The organism is Devosia aquimaris (assembly GCF_020169335.1).
Taxonomy (GTDB): Bacteria; Pseudomonadota; Alphaproteobacteria; order Rhizobiales; family Devosiaceae; genus Devosia; species Devosia aquimaris.
The window spans coordinates 1,149,666-1,163,967 of sequence record NZ_JAIEZN010000001.1 but is presented as its reverse complement, the minus strand read 5'-3'; the positions used below and the strand labels follow the sequence as shown (position 1 = coordinate 1,163,967).

14 protein-coding genes are annotated in these 14,302 nt (G+C 64.5%); 9 read left to right on the top strand and 5 right to left on the bottom strand.

The features are described 5' to 3' along the window. Nucleotides 1-40: 40 nt before the first annotated feature. The 9 genes from ccoN (at nt 41) to hemN (ending at nt 9,369) form a co-directional block, all read left to right on the top strand. Complete coding sequence (ccoN, locus tag K1177_RS05605) at nt 41-1,606, top strand: cytochrome-c oxidase, cbb3-type subunit I (protein WP_224702324.1); 1,566 nt, start codon at nt 41-43, stop codon at nt 1,604-1,606. A 9-nt stretch (nt 1,607-1,615) separates the two neighbouring features. Beyond that, on the top strand, nt 1,616-2,347 hold the full coding sequence (gene ccoO / locus K1177_RS05600) for a cytochrome-c oxidase, cbb3-type subunit II (protein WP_224702323.1): 732 nt from the start codon (nt 1,616-1,618) through the stop codon (nt 2,345-2,347). A 10-nt stretch (nt 2,348-2,357) separates the two neighbouring features. Continuing rightward, nucleotides 2,358-2,528 (top strand): cbb3-type cytochrome oxidase subunit 3, encoded by a 171-nt coding sequence (locus K1177_RS05595; RefSeq protein ID WP_224702322.1) that lies wholly within the window; start codon nt 2,358-2,360, stop codon nt 2,526-2,528. Next, nucleotides 2,525-3,406 carry a cytochrome-c oxidase, cbb3-type subunit III gene (gene ccoP, locus K1177_RS05590; RefSeq protein ID WP_224702321.1) on the top strand — a complete coding sequence of 294 codons (882 nt, stop codon included), beginning with the start codon at nt 2,525-2,527 and terminating at the stop codon, nt 3,404-3,406. Before K1177_RS05595 ends, ccoP begins: the two co-directional genes overlap by 4 nt. 152 nt (nt 3,407-3,558) lie before the next feature. Then, a complete protein-coding gene (gene ccoG / locus K1177_RS05585; RefSeq protein ID WP_224702320.1) occupies nt 3,559-5,121 on the top strand; it encodes a cytochrome c oxidase accessory protein CcoG in 1,563 nt (520 codons plus the stop codon). A 3-nt stretch (nt 5,122-5,124) separates the two neighbouring features. Next, complete coding sequence (locus K1177_RS05580) at nt 5,125-5,598, top strand: FixH family protein (RefSeq protein WP_224702319.1); 474 nt, start codon at nt 5,125-5,127, stop codon at nt 5,596-5,598. Then, the gene (locus K1177_RS05575; RefSeq protein WP_224702318.1) at nt 5,595-7,808 is read left to right on the top strand and encodes a heavy metal translocating P-type ATPase; all 2,214 of its coding nucleotides are present in this window, start codon (nt 5,595-5,597) and stop codon (nt 7,806-7,808) included. The genes K1177_RS05580 and K1177_RS05575 overlap by 4 nt, the downstream gene beginning before the upstream one ends. Before the next feature lie 4 nt (nt 7,809-7,812). Then, a complete protein-coding gene (ccoS, locus tag K1177_RS05570; RefSeq protein WP_224702317.1) occupies nt 7,813-7,995 on the top strand; it encodes a cbb3-type cytochrome oxidase assembly protein CcoS in 183 nt (60 codons plus the stop codon). 30 nt (nt 7,996-8,025) lie between these two features. After that, nucleotides 8,026-9,369, top strand: coding sequence for an oxygen-independent coproporphyrinogen III oxidase (gene hemN, locus K1177_RS05565; RefSeq protein WP_224702316.1), 1,344 nt, complete (start codon nt 8,026-8,028; stop codon nt 9,367-9,369). 131 nt (nt 9,370-9,500) lie between these two features. On the opposite strand, the gene K1177_RS05560 is transcribed toward hemN, so the two are convergent. From K1177_RS05560 to K1177_RS05540, 5 genes are all read right to left on the bottom strand, one after another. After that, nucleotides 9,501-9,947 carry a pseudoazurin gene (locus K1177_RS05560; RefSeq protein WP_396120139.1) on the bottom strand — a complete coding sequence of 149 codons (447 nt, stop codon included), beginning with the start codon at nt 9,945-9,947 and terminating at the stop codon, nt 9,501-9,503. A gap of 138 nt (nt 9,948-10,085) precedes the next feature. After that, complete coding sequence (locus tag K1177_RS05555) at nt 10,086-10,607, bottom strand: cytochrome b (RefSeq protein WP_224702314.1); 522 nt, start codon at nt 10,605-10,607, stop codon at nt 10,086-10,088. 1 nt (nt 10,608) lies between these two features. Then, nucleotides 10,609-11,559 carry an FAD:protein FMN transferase gene (locus K1177_RS05550; RefSeq protein WP_224702313.1) on the bottom strand — a complete coding sequence of 317 codons (951 nt, stop codon included), beginning with the start codon at nt 11,557-11,559 and terminating at the stop codon, nt 10,609-10,611. A 1-nt stretch (nt 11,560) separates the two neighbouring features. Next, nucleotides 11,561-13,774, bottom strand: a complete 2,214-nt coding sequence (locus K1177_RS05545; protein ID WP_224702312.1) for a PepSY domain-containing protein — start codon at nt 13,772-13,774, stop codon at nt 11,561-11,563. Between the two features lie 16 nt (nt 13,775-13,790). Then, on the bottom strand, nt 13,791-14,264 hold the full coding sequence (locus K1177_RS05540) for a DUF2271 domain-containing protein (RefSeq protein ID WP_224702311.1): 474 nt from the start codon (nt 14,262-14,264) through the stop codon (nt 13,791-13,793). Between the last annotated feature and the right edge of the window lie 38 nt (nt 14,265-14,302).

The window sequence follows — 14,302 nt, the reverse complement described above, 5'->3', positions numbered from 1 at the left end:
GGTGAGATACTCGGGCTGGGCTATAGGGCTAGGAATAGGCATGGTGGGCGCGTTCATCATGTCTGCCCTGGCCGTCGACGATGCGTTCCGCATCCACATGGGGATACTGACCCTGATCTTGGGCATTGGGGTTGTGGTGGCCATGCGGCTGCCTGCGCCGGTTGAGGGCGTGGCACATTCGGCCGGCTATATGGACGGGCCGGTGCGCGTCGGTTCAATCCTCACCGTATTCTGGGGAATCATCGGCTTCACCGTGGGGCTGGTAGCAGCGTTGCAGCTGGCCTTTCCGGAACTGAATTTCGGCCCATGGCTGAACTTCGGCCGCATTCGGCCCCTGCACACCTCCGCCGTGATTTTCGCGTTCGGCGGCACGGCGCTGATCACAACCAGCTTCTATGTGGTGCAGCGCACCACCCGGGCACGCCTGTTCGGCGGAGACCTCGCCTGGTTCGTGTTCTGGGGCTACCAGCTGTTCATCGCACTGGCGGCGACAGGCTATTTGCTGGGGATCACGCAGAGCCGCGAATATGCCGAGCCGGAATGGTATGTCGACCTGTGGCTGACGGTCGTCTGGGTGGCCTATCTCGTGGTCTTCCTGGGCACCTTGCTCAAGCGCAAGGAACCGCACATCTACGTCGCCAACTGGTTCTACCTGGCGTTCATCGTCACCGTTGCCCTGCTGCATGTGGTCAACAATCTGGCCGTGCCGGTGTCGTTCTTTGGTTCGCGCAGCTATTCGCTGTTCTCGGGCGTGCAGGACGCGCTGACGCAGTGGTGGTATGGCCACAATGCCGTGGGCTTCTTCCTCACCGCCGGCTTCCTGGGCATGATGTACTACTTCCTGCCCAAGCAGGCCGAACGGCCCGTCTATAGCTACCGGCTGTCGATCATCCACTTCTGGGCGCTGATCTTCCTCTACATCTGGGCCGGTCCGCACCATCTGCACTACACCGCCCTGCCCGACTGGGCGCAGACCCTGGGCATGGTGTTCTCGATCATGCTGTGGATGCCCAGCTGGGGCGGCATGATCAACGGCCTGATGACGCTGCGTGGCGCCTGGGACAAGATGCGCACGGACCCCATCATCCGCATGATGGTGATCGCCGTGGCCTTCTATGGCATGTCGACCTTCGAAGGTCCGGTGATGTCGATCAAGTCGGTCAACGCACTCAGCCACTATACGGACTGGACCATCGGCCATGTGCACTCGGGCGCCCTGGGTTGGGTTGGCATGATCTCGTTCGGCGCCATCTACTTCCTGGTGCCGCGTCTGTGGGGCCGTGAACGCCTCTATTCGCTGCGCATGGTCAACTGGCACTTCTGGCTGGCGACCCTTGGCATCGTGGTCTACGCGGCCGTGATGTGGGTGTCGGGCATCATGCAGGGCCTGATGTGGCGCGAGTACGATAGTCAGGGCTTCCTGGTCTACTCGTTCGCTGAATCGGTTGCGGCCATGCACCCCTACTACGTGATGCGCGCTGCTGGTGGGCTGCTCTACCTGGCCGGTGGCCTGGTGATGGCCTTCAACATCGCCATGACCATTGCCGGCCGCGTGCGGACAGAACGTCCGATGCCCACGCCCGCTCAACTGCAACCCGCCGAGTAGGAGTATCCCATGTCACTTATTGAGAAGCATGGCATAATCGAACGCAACGCCTCGCTGCTGCTGGTGGGCTCGCTGCTGGTGGTCTGCATCGGCGGTCTGGTGGAAATCACGCCACTGTTCTACTTCCAGAACACCATCGAGAAGGTGGAGGGGATGCGTCCCTATTCACCGCTCGAGCTGGCTGGCCGCGACATCTACATCCGTGAAGGCTGCTACGTCTGCCACAGCCAGATGATCCGTCCGTTCCGCGACGAGGTCGAGCGCTATGGCAACTACTCGCTGGCAGCGGAGTCGATGTACGACCACCCGTTCCAGTGGGGTTCCAAGCGGACCGGGCCAGACCTGGCCCGCGTCGGCGGCCGCTATTCCAACGAATGGCAGGTCCAGCACCTCACCGACCCGCGCTCCGTGGTGCCGGAATCGATCATGCCGAGCTACGCGTTCCTGGCCAAGGCAACGCTGGATTACGACACGATCGGCGGCATGCTCCAGGCCAATGCCACCGTTGGCGTGCCCTACACGCAGGACATGATCGACAACGCGAGCAATGACCTGATCGCCCAGGCGACGCCAGACGCCGATACCTCGGCCGTTGCGGATCGCTATCCCAAGGCTGTGTTCGGCGATTTCGACGGCGACAGCCAGCGGATCACCGAGATGGATGCGCTGGTCGCTTATCTGCAGATGCTCGGCACGCTGGTCGACTTCGACAGCTACGACGCTGAAGCGAACTACCGCTAGGGAGAACGTTATGGATTACAATACGTTACGCCATTTCGCCGACTCCTGGGGGCTCGTCTATCTGTTCGTGATCTTCCTGGCCGTGGCGGTCTACATCTTCCGCCCCGGCGCCAAGAAAGCCGCAATTGAGGCTGCGCAGATCCCGCTGCGGGATACCGATGAAAGGGTGGACAGCAAATGAGCACCAACAAGAACACGGGTAAGCCGGTCGATGACCTGAGCGGTGTGGAAACCACCGGTCACGAATGGGACGGCATCAAGGAGCTCAACAATCCCCTGCCCCGTTGGTGGTTGTGGACCTTCTACGGCTGTATCGTCTGGGCGCTGGTCTACACGATCTTCTTCCCGGCCTGGCCGATGCTCAGCTCGGCCACCACGGGCGTGCTGGGTTACTCCAGCCGTGCGGACCTGACCAAGACCATGAGCGAAGTGCAGGTCGGCAACCAGGCGGTCGTCTCCAAGATCGCCGAGCTGCCGGTGGCCGATATCCTGGCTGATCCCGAGCTGAACCGCTTTGCCTCTGCGGCTGGCGAATCGGCCTTCAAGGTGAACTGCACCCAGTGCCATGGCACCGGCGCAGCCGGCGGTCCGGGCTATCCGAACCTGAACGACGACTCCTGGATCTGGGGTGGCACCATCGACGCCATCTACACCACGATCGCCCATGGCGTTCGTTCGCCGACCGATCCGGATACGCGCTACAACATCATGCCGAACTTCGGTGCTGACGAACTGCTGGATGCCGCTTCGATCAACACCCTGGCAGAGTATGTGGCCAGCCTCTCGGGCCTCGAAGGCGGGGTGAACACACCCGAGGGCGCTCAGTTGTTCAGCGACAATTGCGCGGCCTGCCATGGCGAGGGCGGCATCGGGGTGACTGACGTCGGCGGGCCCAACCTGACGGACGCCCTGTGGCTCTATGAAGGCTCGCTGGCGTCCATCAAGAGCCAGATCGAGAAACCGCGCCATGGCGTCATGCAGGCCTGGTCGGAGAAGCTCGACGACAGCACCATCAAGGAACTGGCCGTCTATGTGCACGGCCTGGGTGGTGGCGAGTAAATAGCGGCCGGCTCCAGCTTTGGCTGACCGACCGATATGCGGAGGGGGGCGTCGTGGCGCCCCCCTTTGCGCATCCCTGCCCTGGCTTGATGCAGGTCAAATCCAGCGCGTCGGCGTCATGCTTAAAGGGAGCGTGAAAGGGTCCCTCCGCCATGAACACAACGACCGACAGCCCCCTGCCGCCACTCGACCGCCACGACGTAGAGCCGGTCAACTCAGCCAAGCTGCGACAGCCTCTGTATGCGGCGCGCCGCAAGATTTTCCCCAAGCGGGCTGAAGGCAATTTCCGCCGGTTCAAATGGCTGGTCATGGCCATCACACTGACGATCTACTATGTGACGCCCTGGCTGCGCTGGGATCGCGGCGAATATGCCCCCGACCAGGCCGTGCTGCTGGACCTGGCCAATCGCCGATTCTACTTCTTCTTCATCGAGATCTGGCCGCAGGAGTTCTACTACGTCGCCGGATTGCTGGTGATGGCGGGCGTCGGACTGTTCCTGATCACATCGACCGTGGGTCGCGCCTGGTGTGGCTATGCCTGCCCGCAGACCGTCTGGGTCGATCTGTTCCTGGTGGTTGAGCGCGCCATTGAGGGGGACCGTAACGCCCGCATGAAGCTGGACGCTGCGCCCTGGAGCGCCGGGAAGCTGGTAAAGCGGGTCAGCAAGCACGCGCTGTGGCTGCTGATCGGTGTGGCAACCGGCGGTGCCTGGATCTTCTATTTTGCCGATGCGCCGACGCTGCTCGGTGATGTGGTGCATCTGCAGGCGCCCATGGTGGCCTATGCGACGATCGCGCTGCTGACTGCGACGACCTACACATTCGGCGGGCTGATGCGCGAACAGGTCTGTACCTATATGTGCCCCTGGCCGCGCATCCAGGCCGCGATGCTCGATGAGCATTCGCTGACCGTCACCTACAACGACTGGCGCGGGGAGCCGCGCGGTCGTCACGCCAAGAAGGCCGCCAGTGCAGGTGCGCCCCAGGGCGATTGCGTGGACTGTAACGCCTGCGTGGTGGTCTGCCCGATGGGCATCGACATCCGCGATGGCCAGCAGCTGGAGTGCATCACCTGCGCCCTGTGCATCGATGCCTGCGACAATGTGATGGACAAGCTCGGCCGTGAGCGCGGGCTGATCTCCTACACCACGCTGGCCGACTACAACGCCAACATGAATCTGGCGGCGCCGGAAGGCCGCCTCGATCCGACCCGCGTGCGCGACTCGGTGACGGGCCGCTTCGTCTCGGCCATTCGGCACACCAGCTGGCGCTCGGTCTTGCGGCCGCGCACGCTGGTCTACTTTGTCGTCTGGGCCGGTATCGGCCTGGGCATGCTGACCGTGCTGTCGCTGCGCGCACCCATCGGCATCAATGTTCTGCACGACCGCAACCCGCTCTATGTGATGCTCTCGGACGGCTCGATCCAGAACGGCTATGACGTCAAGATCCTCAATATGACGACGCAGCCGCAGGACATGGTCTTCTCCATTTCGGGATTGCCCGGCGCAACCGTCACGACATCGGGCGCAGATGGCACCGCCAGCGACGAGATCCATCTCGAGGTCGAGCCAGACCTGGTTCTGCCGCTGCGCGTCTACGTCAAGGCGCCGCCCACCCAGGCAACAGGGCAGATCGATTTCACGATGACCGTGACGAACGCCGATGGCACAGTCAGCGCCAGCACGCCCGTCCGCTTTGAAACCCCACAGGATTGAGCCATGGCAACCTCGACACCCAAGCCTTTCACCGGCCGCCACATGCTCCTGGTCACTGTCGGCTTCTTTGCCGTCGTGGTGGCTGCGAACCTGACGATGGCCATATCGTCGGCCCGCACCTGGACTGGCCTGGTGGTGCAGAACAGCTATGTCGCGAGCCAGGAGTTCCAGACCATCCAGGACACCATTGCCCGTCAGAAGGCCGCCGGATGGACGCTCAAGACCAGCTATGAGTCGGGCCTGGTGCGCTTCACGGCGCTCGACGGATCCGGCGCGCCACTGGCGCTGACCGGGGTCAGCGCCTTTATCCGGCGGCCGGTCGGCGGCCATGACGACACCTCGGTGGGCCTGACCCTCAAGGATGGGGCCTATCAGGCTGCCATCGCGCTGCCGGCCGGGGTGTGGGATGTCACCGTGACCACCAATCCCACCGAATTGGGCGCCATCGCCTATGAGCACAGGGTGACAGCCAATTGACAACCTTGACGGCGCCAGCGGGCGCCGCGCCAGTCGAGCTTGATCCCTTCATCGCCTATGCTGCTGATGGCACTGGCGAGATTTGCTTTGCCGTGCCGGACGCCTATTGCGCAGCCTGCATCCAGGCAATCGAAGGGGAATTGACCAATGTCGCGGGGGTGCGCAGCGCCCGCGTGAACCTGTCACAGCGGCGCGTCCTCATCCGCTATGACCAGTCGGCCGACGTCAGCGGCTTTGCCGGGCACATCACCCGCAGCGGCTATCGGAACTTTCCGGTGGACGCCACGGTCGATCCCCAGCACGACGCCGCTCTGACCGAACTGGTCCGCGCGCTGGCCGTATCCGGATTTGCCGCCGGCAATATCATGCTGTTCTCGGTGTCGGTCTGGGCCGGCGCAGACGAGGCGACCCGCGCCCTCTTCCACTGGCTCTCGGCACTTCTGGCGCTGCCGGCAATTGTCTATGCCGGGCGGCCATTCTTCCGGTCGGCCTGGTCGGCATTGCGCGTCGGGCGGACCAATATGGACGTACCAATTTCGATCGGTGTCACCCTGACCACGGCGCTGAGCCTGTTCGAGACGGTGACCGGCGGCGAGCATGCCTATTTCGATGCCTCCACGATGCTGCTGTTCTTCCTGCTGGCGGGGCGGACCCTTGACCACATGATGCGCAAGCAGGCGCGCAGTGCGGTCGACAATCTTGCCCGTCTGTCGCCGCGCGGGGCCTATCAATTGCTCGATGACGGCACCGTCGCGTTTGTCCGCCTGGCTGACATCGTGCCGGGCATGCGATTTGCCCTCAAGGCCGGCGAGCGCGTGCCGGTCGACGCCACGGTGGTCGACGGCAACGGACAGATCGATATGGCCATGGTCAATGGTGAGTCGATCCCCCTGGCTGCGTCTCCCGGCACGAGCCTGCCTGCCGGCGCCATCAATCTTCTTGGCTCGCTGGAGATCGTTGCTGCCCGCCCGGCCCGCGATTCATTTCTCGCGCGGATGCAGGCCTATGTCGAAGCGGCAGAGGACACCCGAACCAGATACCGCCGCATTGCTGACAGGGCCGCGCAGCTCTATGCGCCCGTAGTGCATCTGACGGCGGCCATTACCTTCCTGGGCTGGCTCGTCATGGGAGCGGGCTGGCACGCCGCATTGCTCAATGCCGTTGCCGTTCTGATCATCACCTGCCCCTGTGCCCTGGCTTTGGCGGTCCCGATCGTCCATGTCGTGGCAGCTGGCCGCCTGTTCGCAAATGGCGTCGTGATGCGCGAGGGCTCGGCGCTGGAACGCATGGGCGCTGTGAGGGTCGCTGCCTTTGACAAGACCGGCACCTTGACACTGGGCACGCCACGCCTGGTGCGGCAAGAGCCCGACGATCCTGCACTGCTGGCAGTTGCGGCCCGACTGGGGGCGCAGAGCAACCACCCGCTCTCCCGCGCCATCGCCGCTGCCGCAGAGGCAGAGGGGCACCTGAACGTCGACCCCATCGCCGTGACCGAAGTGCCGGGCAAGGGTGTCTCGGCGCAGATCGGGAATGCTGACTGGAAGCTGGGGAGTGCTGCCTTTTGCAATGCCGAAGACAAGGATGGCGACAGCGCCAGCCATGTCTGGCTGGCACGCGATGGCCAGCCGGTGGCCCAGTTCTTCTTCCGCGATGCCCCGCGCAGCGATGCGTCCGCGGCCGTTGCCGGCATGGCTCGGCTGGGCGTTCCGGTGCATGTCCTGTCCGGCGATCGCGGGGCCGCCGTGGCCGACGTGGCCAACGCGGTGGGCGCCACCAATTGGCTGGCGGGCCTGACCCCGGAGCAGAAGCAGGCGGCCATTGCCGACCTTCGCCGCGACCATGGCGCCGTGCTCATGGTTGGCGACGGCATCAATGACGCGCCGGCCCTACGGGCTGCCGATGTCTCGATAGCGCCAGCCAGTGCCGCCGATATCGGCCGGGCCGCGGCAGACTTCATCCTCACCAATGACAAGCTGACAGGCGTGCCGTTTGTGGTATCGGTTGCCCGTCGGGCCGATCGGCTGGTTCGCGAGAATCTCGGCTTTGCCGTCGCCTACAATGCCGTCGTCTTGCCCCTGGCGATCCTGGGGTATGTGACGCCGCTGGTTGCGGCCATTGCCATGTCGAGCTCGTCGGTCATCGTTGTGCTCAATGCCCTGCGGCTGCGCCTGGGCGCCGGGCCGTCCGAATTTGCGGCCAGCCGGAGGTAAGTGCGTGAGTGGACTCCTGATTCTCATCCCCTGCGCGATTGGCCTGGGCGCGCTCGCCCTGCTCGCGTTCTTCTGGGCGTTGCGCAGCGGACAGTATGACGATCTCGAAGGCGATGGTCAGCGCGTGCTGCTCAATGACGAGCCATTGGAGAACATTGACCGAGGTCAAGGCAGGGGCGGCAACTAGGCCCTAGCAGTGGGACACTGGAGAACGCCAATGTCCGATTCACTCGCCCATCTGACCAAGCCCGTGCCGCGCTACACCAGCTATCCCACGGCCCCGCATTTCCACGCCGGCATCGACCAGCGGACTTATGAGGCCTGGCTGGCGGAGCTTGCACCGGATGCCCGGGTCTCGCTCTATCTCCATCTGCCGTTCTGCGACCGGCTGTGCTGGTTTTGCGGCTGCCACACCAAGCAGATCAATCGTTACGCGCCAGTTACGCAATATCTTGAGGCGCTCAAAGCGGAGATCGTGCGGATTGCCGGTATTGTCGGCAATCGACCGGTCACCGCCATTCACTGGGGTGGCGGCTCGCCCTCGCTGCTAGCGGCGGACGACATTGCCCAGGTGACTGCCCTGCTGCGCAGCGTGTTCAACGTCACCCCGTCCGCCGAGTTCAGCGTCGAGCTGGATCCCAGCGACATGGAAGACGCCAAGTTTGACGCCTGGGCTGCTGCCGGACTGACGCGCGCCAGCATCGGTGTCCAGGACTTCGATCCAAAGGTCCAGGTCGCTATCAATCGGCTGCAGAGCTTTGAACAGACCAAGGTTGTGGTCGATGCCATGCGCAGCCGCGGCGTCGGCTCGGTCAATATCGACATGCTCTATGGCCTGCCCCACCAGACGATCGAAGGCGCGGCGTCCACGGCCCGTCAGGTGGTGTCGCTACGTCCCGATCGCGTGGCCCTGTTCGGCTATGCACATGTTCCCTGGATCAAGAAGCACCAGACCATGATCGAGGAGGCCAGCCTGCCCGACAGCCAGGCGCGCTTTGCCCAGGCCAATGCCGCAGCCGATGTTCTTCGCGCGGCTGGCTATGTCAGCATCGGCTTTGACCACTTCGCCCTGCCCCACGACAGCATGGCCAAGTCTGCCGTCGATGGCACGCTGCAGCGGAACTTCCAGGGCTACACCGTCGACGAACATGATGCGCTGATCGGGCTCGGGGCTTCTGCGATCGGACGCCTGCCGCAGGGCTATATCCAGAATGTGGTTGCAACCGGCGACTACCAGCGGCGGGCGCTGTCCGGCGAAGGCACCGTGGCGAAGGGAATTGCCCTGACAGACGATGACAGGTTGCGGGGCTATGCCATCGAGCGGCTGATGTGTGACTTCCAGGTGGATTTCAACGCGCTGCGCCAACGCTTCGGCGGCGCCGCGGAACCGGTGATCTGCGAGGCCGTGGCCATGGCTATGGAAGACCAGAACGGTCACATCACCATGCGGCCCGGCGTCATGGAGGTGACCGCTGCCGGCCGCCCCTTTGTCCGCAGCTATGCGGCACGCTTCGACGCCTATCTGGCACAGGACACGGCCCGCTACTCAAAGGCTGTCTAGTTGCCGGACCCCTGCGCAAAAGCGCAGGGGTTCTTTGGGCCACCGTAGGCATCAGGACAAAAAAGAACGGCCCCGAATGGGGCCGTTGTCATTCTTGCGTCTGAACGCCAGGCCGGGTGACGGCCCGCGCGTCAGTGCTCGAGCTGCTCCAGAATGGCTTCCATGCGTTCGTGGGTCTTTGGGGCCATCTTGACCGCCTTGATGGCCTCCGCGTCCACGGGCTCATCACCCACCACGATGAGCGCAACCATGCCCATGCCGAAATGCGGCGTGCATTTGACGCCATAGGCGCCCGGCACCGTGAAGGTCACGACCACTTCCTTGCCGATGGCGCCCTTGAACGGTTCTGCGCCGGCGGGAAGGATATCCTTGATGGTTTCGGCGTTGTGGCCCTTGTCGGTGGGGAGGAAGGTGACCGTGTCGCCGACCGCGACCTTGGTCAGCGCCGGTTCAAAGACCATTGTCTGACCATCAGCGCCCTTGTTGAGCATGTGGACTTCGAAATTGGCGGCGAACACTGGGGTGGCCAGAAGGGCGAGAGCTGCAACCGCAGCGGCTTTGAAAGCAAACACTTTGATTCTCCGTGGCAGAACGGCTGCTGCCGTTCGTTGGCCACAGATTGGCCATTTCGGCCCGGAGCAGGTTGATGCAGGTCAAGTCCGGGCGAATTTGTCGCAGGGCGGCGCCGGTCGCCTGACCGACCAGCGCCAGAGCGATCACGCCGACGGACTGTCGGTGCGCGCTTTTGTCGGTGCGAGCATACGCACTAGCGTTCGGTCTCTGAGGACAAAATGGTGGAAGAGCGCCGCGCCGGCATGCACCAGGATCAGCAGAATGAAAGCCGGCTTGGCGAGCTCGTGTATCTCGCCGACCTCAGGATTGAGATGGACGGCCACCAGGCCCGAAATCGGGACAATGACCAGCAGCAGGTAGAACAGACCGTGGGTCACCTTGCTTGCCGCCACCATCAAGGGATTGCTGTCGAGCGGGGCTGGTGCGCCATAGCGCAGGCGCACAATCAATCGCGCCGCCACCAGGACCAGGATGGCCACCCCGACCCAATAGTGCGCTGTCGCCAGAATGGCGTCGCCATTGCTCAAAGCTTCGCCTTCTTCGGCGGCCTCCGTGGCTTCGGCCATGCTCTCTCCAAAGATGAGCTGGAACAGCACCATGGCTGCCATCAGCCAGTGCAAGCCGATCTGTATCGGCGCGTAGCCGTCGGTCCGGGTCTGCGTCACTTCAAAGTCCTCCTGTTGTGTGGGTGCTCAGGGCGGCAAATGCGCCGACGCCGATATCATGCAGTCCTTCTGGTCGGCGCAGGGTGAAGAGGGCGTCGAGCCCCTGCTCTGCAGCCATCGCCGGACCGGCCGCTTCGCCCAGCACCATCAATGCGGTGGCCCAGGCGTCTGCGGCGGCACAATGTTCGGCCGTCACGGTCACGGCACAGACTGCGCTTTGCAGTGGCGCGCCACTGCGCGGATCGATTGTGTGCGACACCACGGCGTCGCCATGGCGGCGGAACTGGCGATAGTCGCCCGAGGTCGCCATGGCCAGGTCGCTGACGGCGATCGTGCGGGCCAGGACGCGCTTGTCGCGCTCGGGGCGTTCGAGTCCCACCAGCCAACCGCTGCCGTCGGGCCGCGTTCCGCGCGCCCGCACCTCGCCGTCGATGCTGACGACAAAGCTCTCGATGCCATGCGCCAGCAGAACCTCGGCCAGACAGTCGACGCCATGGCCCTTGGCAATGCCGCAGAGGTCGAGCTGGACGTCGTGCAGCCGACGGAGCCGCCCGCCGTCCATGTCGACCTCCACCGCGCCGTCCGCCGACTGCTGGCTATGCAGGGAGGCGATAGCTCCACTATCCGGCTCAGCCCGGGCGGCACCGAAGCCCCAGGCATTGACAGTTTCGCCCACGCCGATGTCGAACGCGCCCTGCGAGGCCTGGCCGATCTGCAGGCTCAGCGCCATGATCGCGCAGAGCTGCGGGGACGCCGGCATCCACGTCCCCGGCGGCGTCCGGTTGAGCCGCATGAGCGCGCTGTCCGGCTTCCAGGTCGACATGGTGTCGTCGACGGCGTCGACCGCCGCCTGCAGGGCCTCGGTCAGACCTGTCTGCTCAGCCTTGGACGCGGAGAACACGGCCGACCAGCGGGTGCCCATGGTGGGGCCATTGAGGGCAAGGCGATCCATCTCAGTACACGTCCTCGAGGTAGCGGCCCTTTGCCCGCAGGCCGGTGACGGTTTCGCCCGCCGGGGCCAGGCAATAATCGATGCTGTCGCGGACGCCGGCGGCCATGTCGCGCCCGCCGCAGACCAGGATCTGCGCACCCGAGGCCACGAGCTTGCGAATATTGGCGGCGTCTTCGCGCACGCTGTCCTGGACATAGCGGCCGCCCACAACCCGGGAAAAGGCGGTCGCCAGGCCGGCCAGCCGATGATCGGCCAGTGCCGCCCGCCACAGGGGCGCATAGAGGAAGTCCGATGCCGGGTCGCGGCCACCGAAATAGAGGTAGTAGGGCTGGTGCCGACGGTTGCCATCGACAAAGCCGGCGAGCGGACCGATGCCCGTCCCGGCGCCGATGAGGATGACCGGGGCGCGGCCCGGCTGCGGCCGGAAATCGGGGTTGCGCTTGATGAAGGCAGAGATTGTCTGGCCCGGCTCCAGCCCATGCAGGAATTCCGAGCACACGCCGCCCGACACCTTGCGCACGCAGATCTCCAGCACATCGTCGCGCGACGACGACGCCAGCGAATAGTAGCGCGGGATGGTTTCGCCAGGTGGCACGATGCCGACCAGATCGCCCGGCTCGAAGCGCAGCGCCTGCGTCCGGCCCAGGAGGCGATCGATCAGGCCGACCTCCCCCGCAGGCAATGCAAAGCGGAGCACCGCCGTGGGCGCCTGCACCTCGGTGCCAAAATCGGTGCGGTCGAGCAGCGCCAGCGTGCTTGTCACCGGCACCACGGGCGCATGGACAAGCGTCAGTTCGTGCCCCAGGGCAGCGCCCAGGTCATTGCCCCATTTGGCAAAGCTCTGGGCCGACTGGCGGTCGATGCTCTCATAGGTCAGTAGCTGCTTGAGCCCTCGGTCCAGCATGGCCTGCTGGGTCTCTTCGGCGAAGTGGCAGAACTGGGCGAAGCTGCGGTCGCCAAATCCCAACACGGCAAAGCGCTGGCCCGGCACGGGCGTAAAGTGGCGCAGGCGGGCGGCAAAGTTGCGCGCAGAGGCGGGCGCGGCGCCGTCGCCATAGGTGGCGGTCAACACCAGGATCTGGCGCGCCGAAGGATAGCTGGCGGCAAGGCTGTTCATGGCAGCGGCATGAACCTTGTGGCCGGCCTGGGTCAGGGCTGCGTGCAGCGTGGTCGCAAAGCCCCAGGTCGAATTGCCCTCGCTGCCCACCAGAATGATGGTATCGGCGTGGCGTGCCGGGACATTGCCCACCAGCCGCGGCTGGTTGCGGCGTCGAACCCACCAGATCAGGCCCCCGGTGATGGCCAGAGCGGGCACGGACAGCGATGCCAGGCCCAGCAGCGCGCCGAACCACCACAGCCCCTGCCCCGTGTGCAGCATGTAGATGGTCTCATAGATGGTCTGACCCAGGCCGTTGGGGGTAAAACTCAGCCAGGCGCCCGTGCCCTGGTCGACATAGCCCTGGCCATTGGCCGTGATGACGCTGAAAACGTCCGTGACATCGCCGAGATAGGGAAACGTGAGTTCGCGCAGGCTGGAGAGGTCCAGCCCCTGGAGCGCTGACAGTGTGCTGATCGCGGCCGGCGTGCCGCCGTCGACATTGCTGGGAAAGGCCGTCATTGGCGCATCGGTGCCGGGCAGCAGGCCAAAGCTGTTGAGCGACATGGCGATGCCCGAGGCGCCGCTCACAATCAGCCCGAGCACGCCCATGCGGGCCAGTTCGACATGCAGGCGCTGCGACAGAGTCCCCTTGGCGGTGGTGAACAGTTTGCGCCACCCGCCCAGCCGGTTGGCCAGCAGGACCAGGCCGCTCACCGACAGCACGGTGATGGCCAGGGCCGCAAGACCAGACGCAACCCGCCCATTCATGTTGAGAAACAAGGAGCGATGCAGCTCGGTAAAGAAGGCGAACACCGGCGACGGCGCGGTTGCTCCCAGAACATTGCCTGTGGCTGGATCGATGCTCGCCGCCAGCTCTCCTGCCCCAGCATCGTAATAGGCCGTTATTGCGCCGGAGGCGGCGTGGGTGATCCGCGTCACGCCCGGCAGCTGGGCGGACACCGCCTCGGCCAAAGCGGCCACGCTCATGCTGCCCGATGACGGCGTGGCCAGGTGATCCAGCACCGGCTGCAGAGACAGCACCGCGCCGGTGATGGCCATCAAGGCGACGATCACGCCAGCGGCGAGCCCGGCCAGGGAATGGAAACGACGGATCATGCCGAACCTCCCGATCCTAGAAGGTGACGGCCATGGCCGAGATATAGCCGCTGCCCGAGACCACGGTTCCCGAGTTCGCCGATGTCAGCGGCAGAACGACGTCGTCCTGGTTTTCCGCGCCGTGCTCAACAGCGCTGTCGACATGTATGGTGTAGCCGGCGTCAATCAGGGCGTCAGCGATGGTGATGCCCACTTCCATGGTGCGACCGCTGCCAACGCTGGCGCCGGTGATCCCGTCCAGTCGCTCGCCTGAGCCCGATACGCCCTGAATCCAGCCGCGCAGATGGCGGTAGTATTTGGACTGCGTCCCAGCCACCCAGAGCGTCGAGTCATAGCTGCCGTCGGGCTTAGTGAGGTAGACCGCCAGATAGGCCGGCGGCCCCTGGTATCCCGTCATCCGAATGGCCAGAGTGGCGTCTTTGGCATAGGCGACGCCGGGGACCGAAAAGGCGGTTGCCAAAAGCAATACGGCGGTGAGTTTCTTGAGCATGGCACAGCTCCAATGCGTTGGAATTGCACTGCTTGTCC

Coding starts and splice junctions, on each gene's coding strand:
- ccoN (WP_224702324.1), top strand. CDS start 41: ATGGTGGGCGCGTTCATCATGTCTGCCCTGGCCGTCGACGATGCGTTC.
- ccoO (WP_224702323.1), top strand. CDS start 1,616: ATGTCACTTATTGAGAAGCATGGCATAATCGAACGCAACGCCTCGCTG.
- K1177_RS05595 (WP_224702322.1), top strand. CDS start 2,358: ATGGATTACAATACGTTACGCCATTTCGCCGACTCCTGGGGGCTCGTC.
- ccoP (WP_224702321.1), top strand. CDS start 2,525: ATGAGCACCAACAAGAACACGGGTAAGCCGGTCGATGACCTGAGCGGT.
- ccoG (WP_224702320.1), top strand. CDS start 3,559: ATGAACACAACGACCGACAGCCCCCTGCCGCCACTCGACCGCCACGAC.
- K1177_RS05580 (WP_224702319.1), top strand. CDS start 5,125: ATGGCAACCTCGACACCCAAGCCTTTCACCGGCCGCCACATGCTCCTG.
- hemN (WP_224702316.1), top strand. CDS start 8,026: ATGTCCGATTCACTCGCCCATCTGACCAAGCCCGTGCCGCGCTACACC.
- K1177_RS05550 (WP_224702313.1), bottom strand. CDS start 11,559: ATGGATCGCCTTGCCCTCAATGGCCCCACCATGGGCACCCGCTGGTCG.
- K1177_RS05545 (WP_224702312.1), bottom strand. CDS start 13,774: ATGATCCGTCGTTTCCATTCCCTGGCCGGGCTCGCCGCTGGCGTGATC.
- K1177_RS05540 (WP_224702311.1), bottom strand. CDS start 14,264: ATGCTCAAGAAACTCACCGCCGTATTGCTTTTGGCAACCGCCTTTTCG.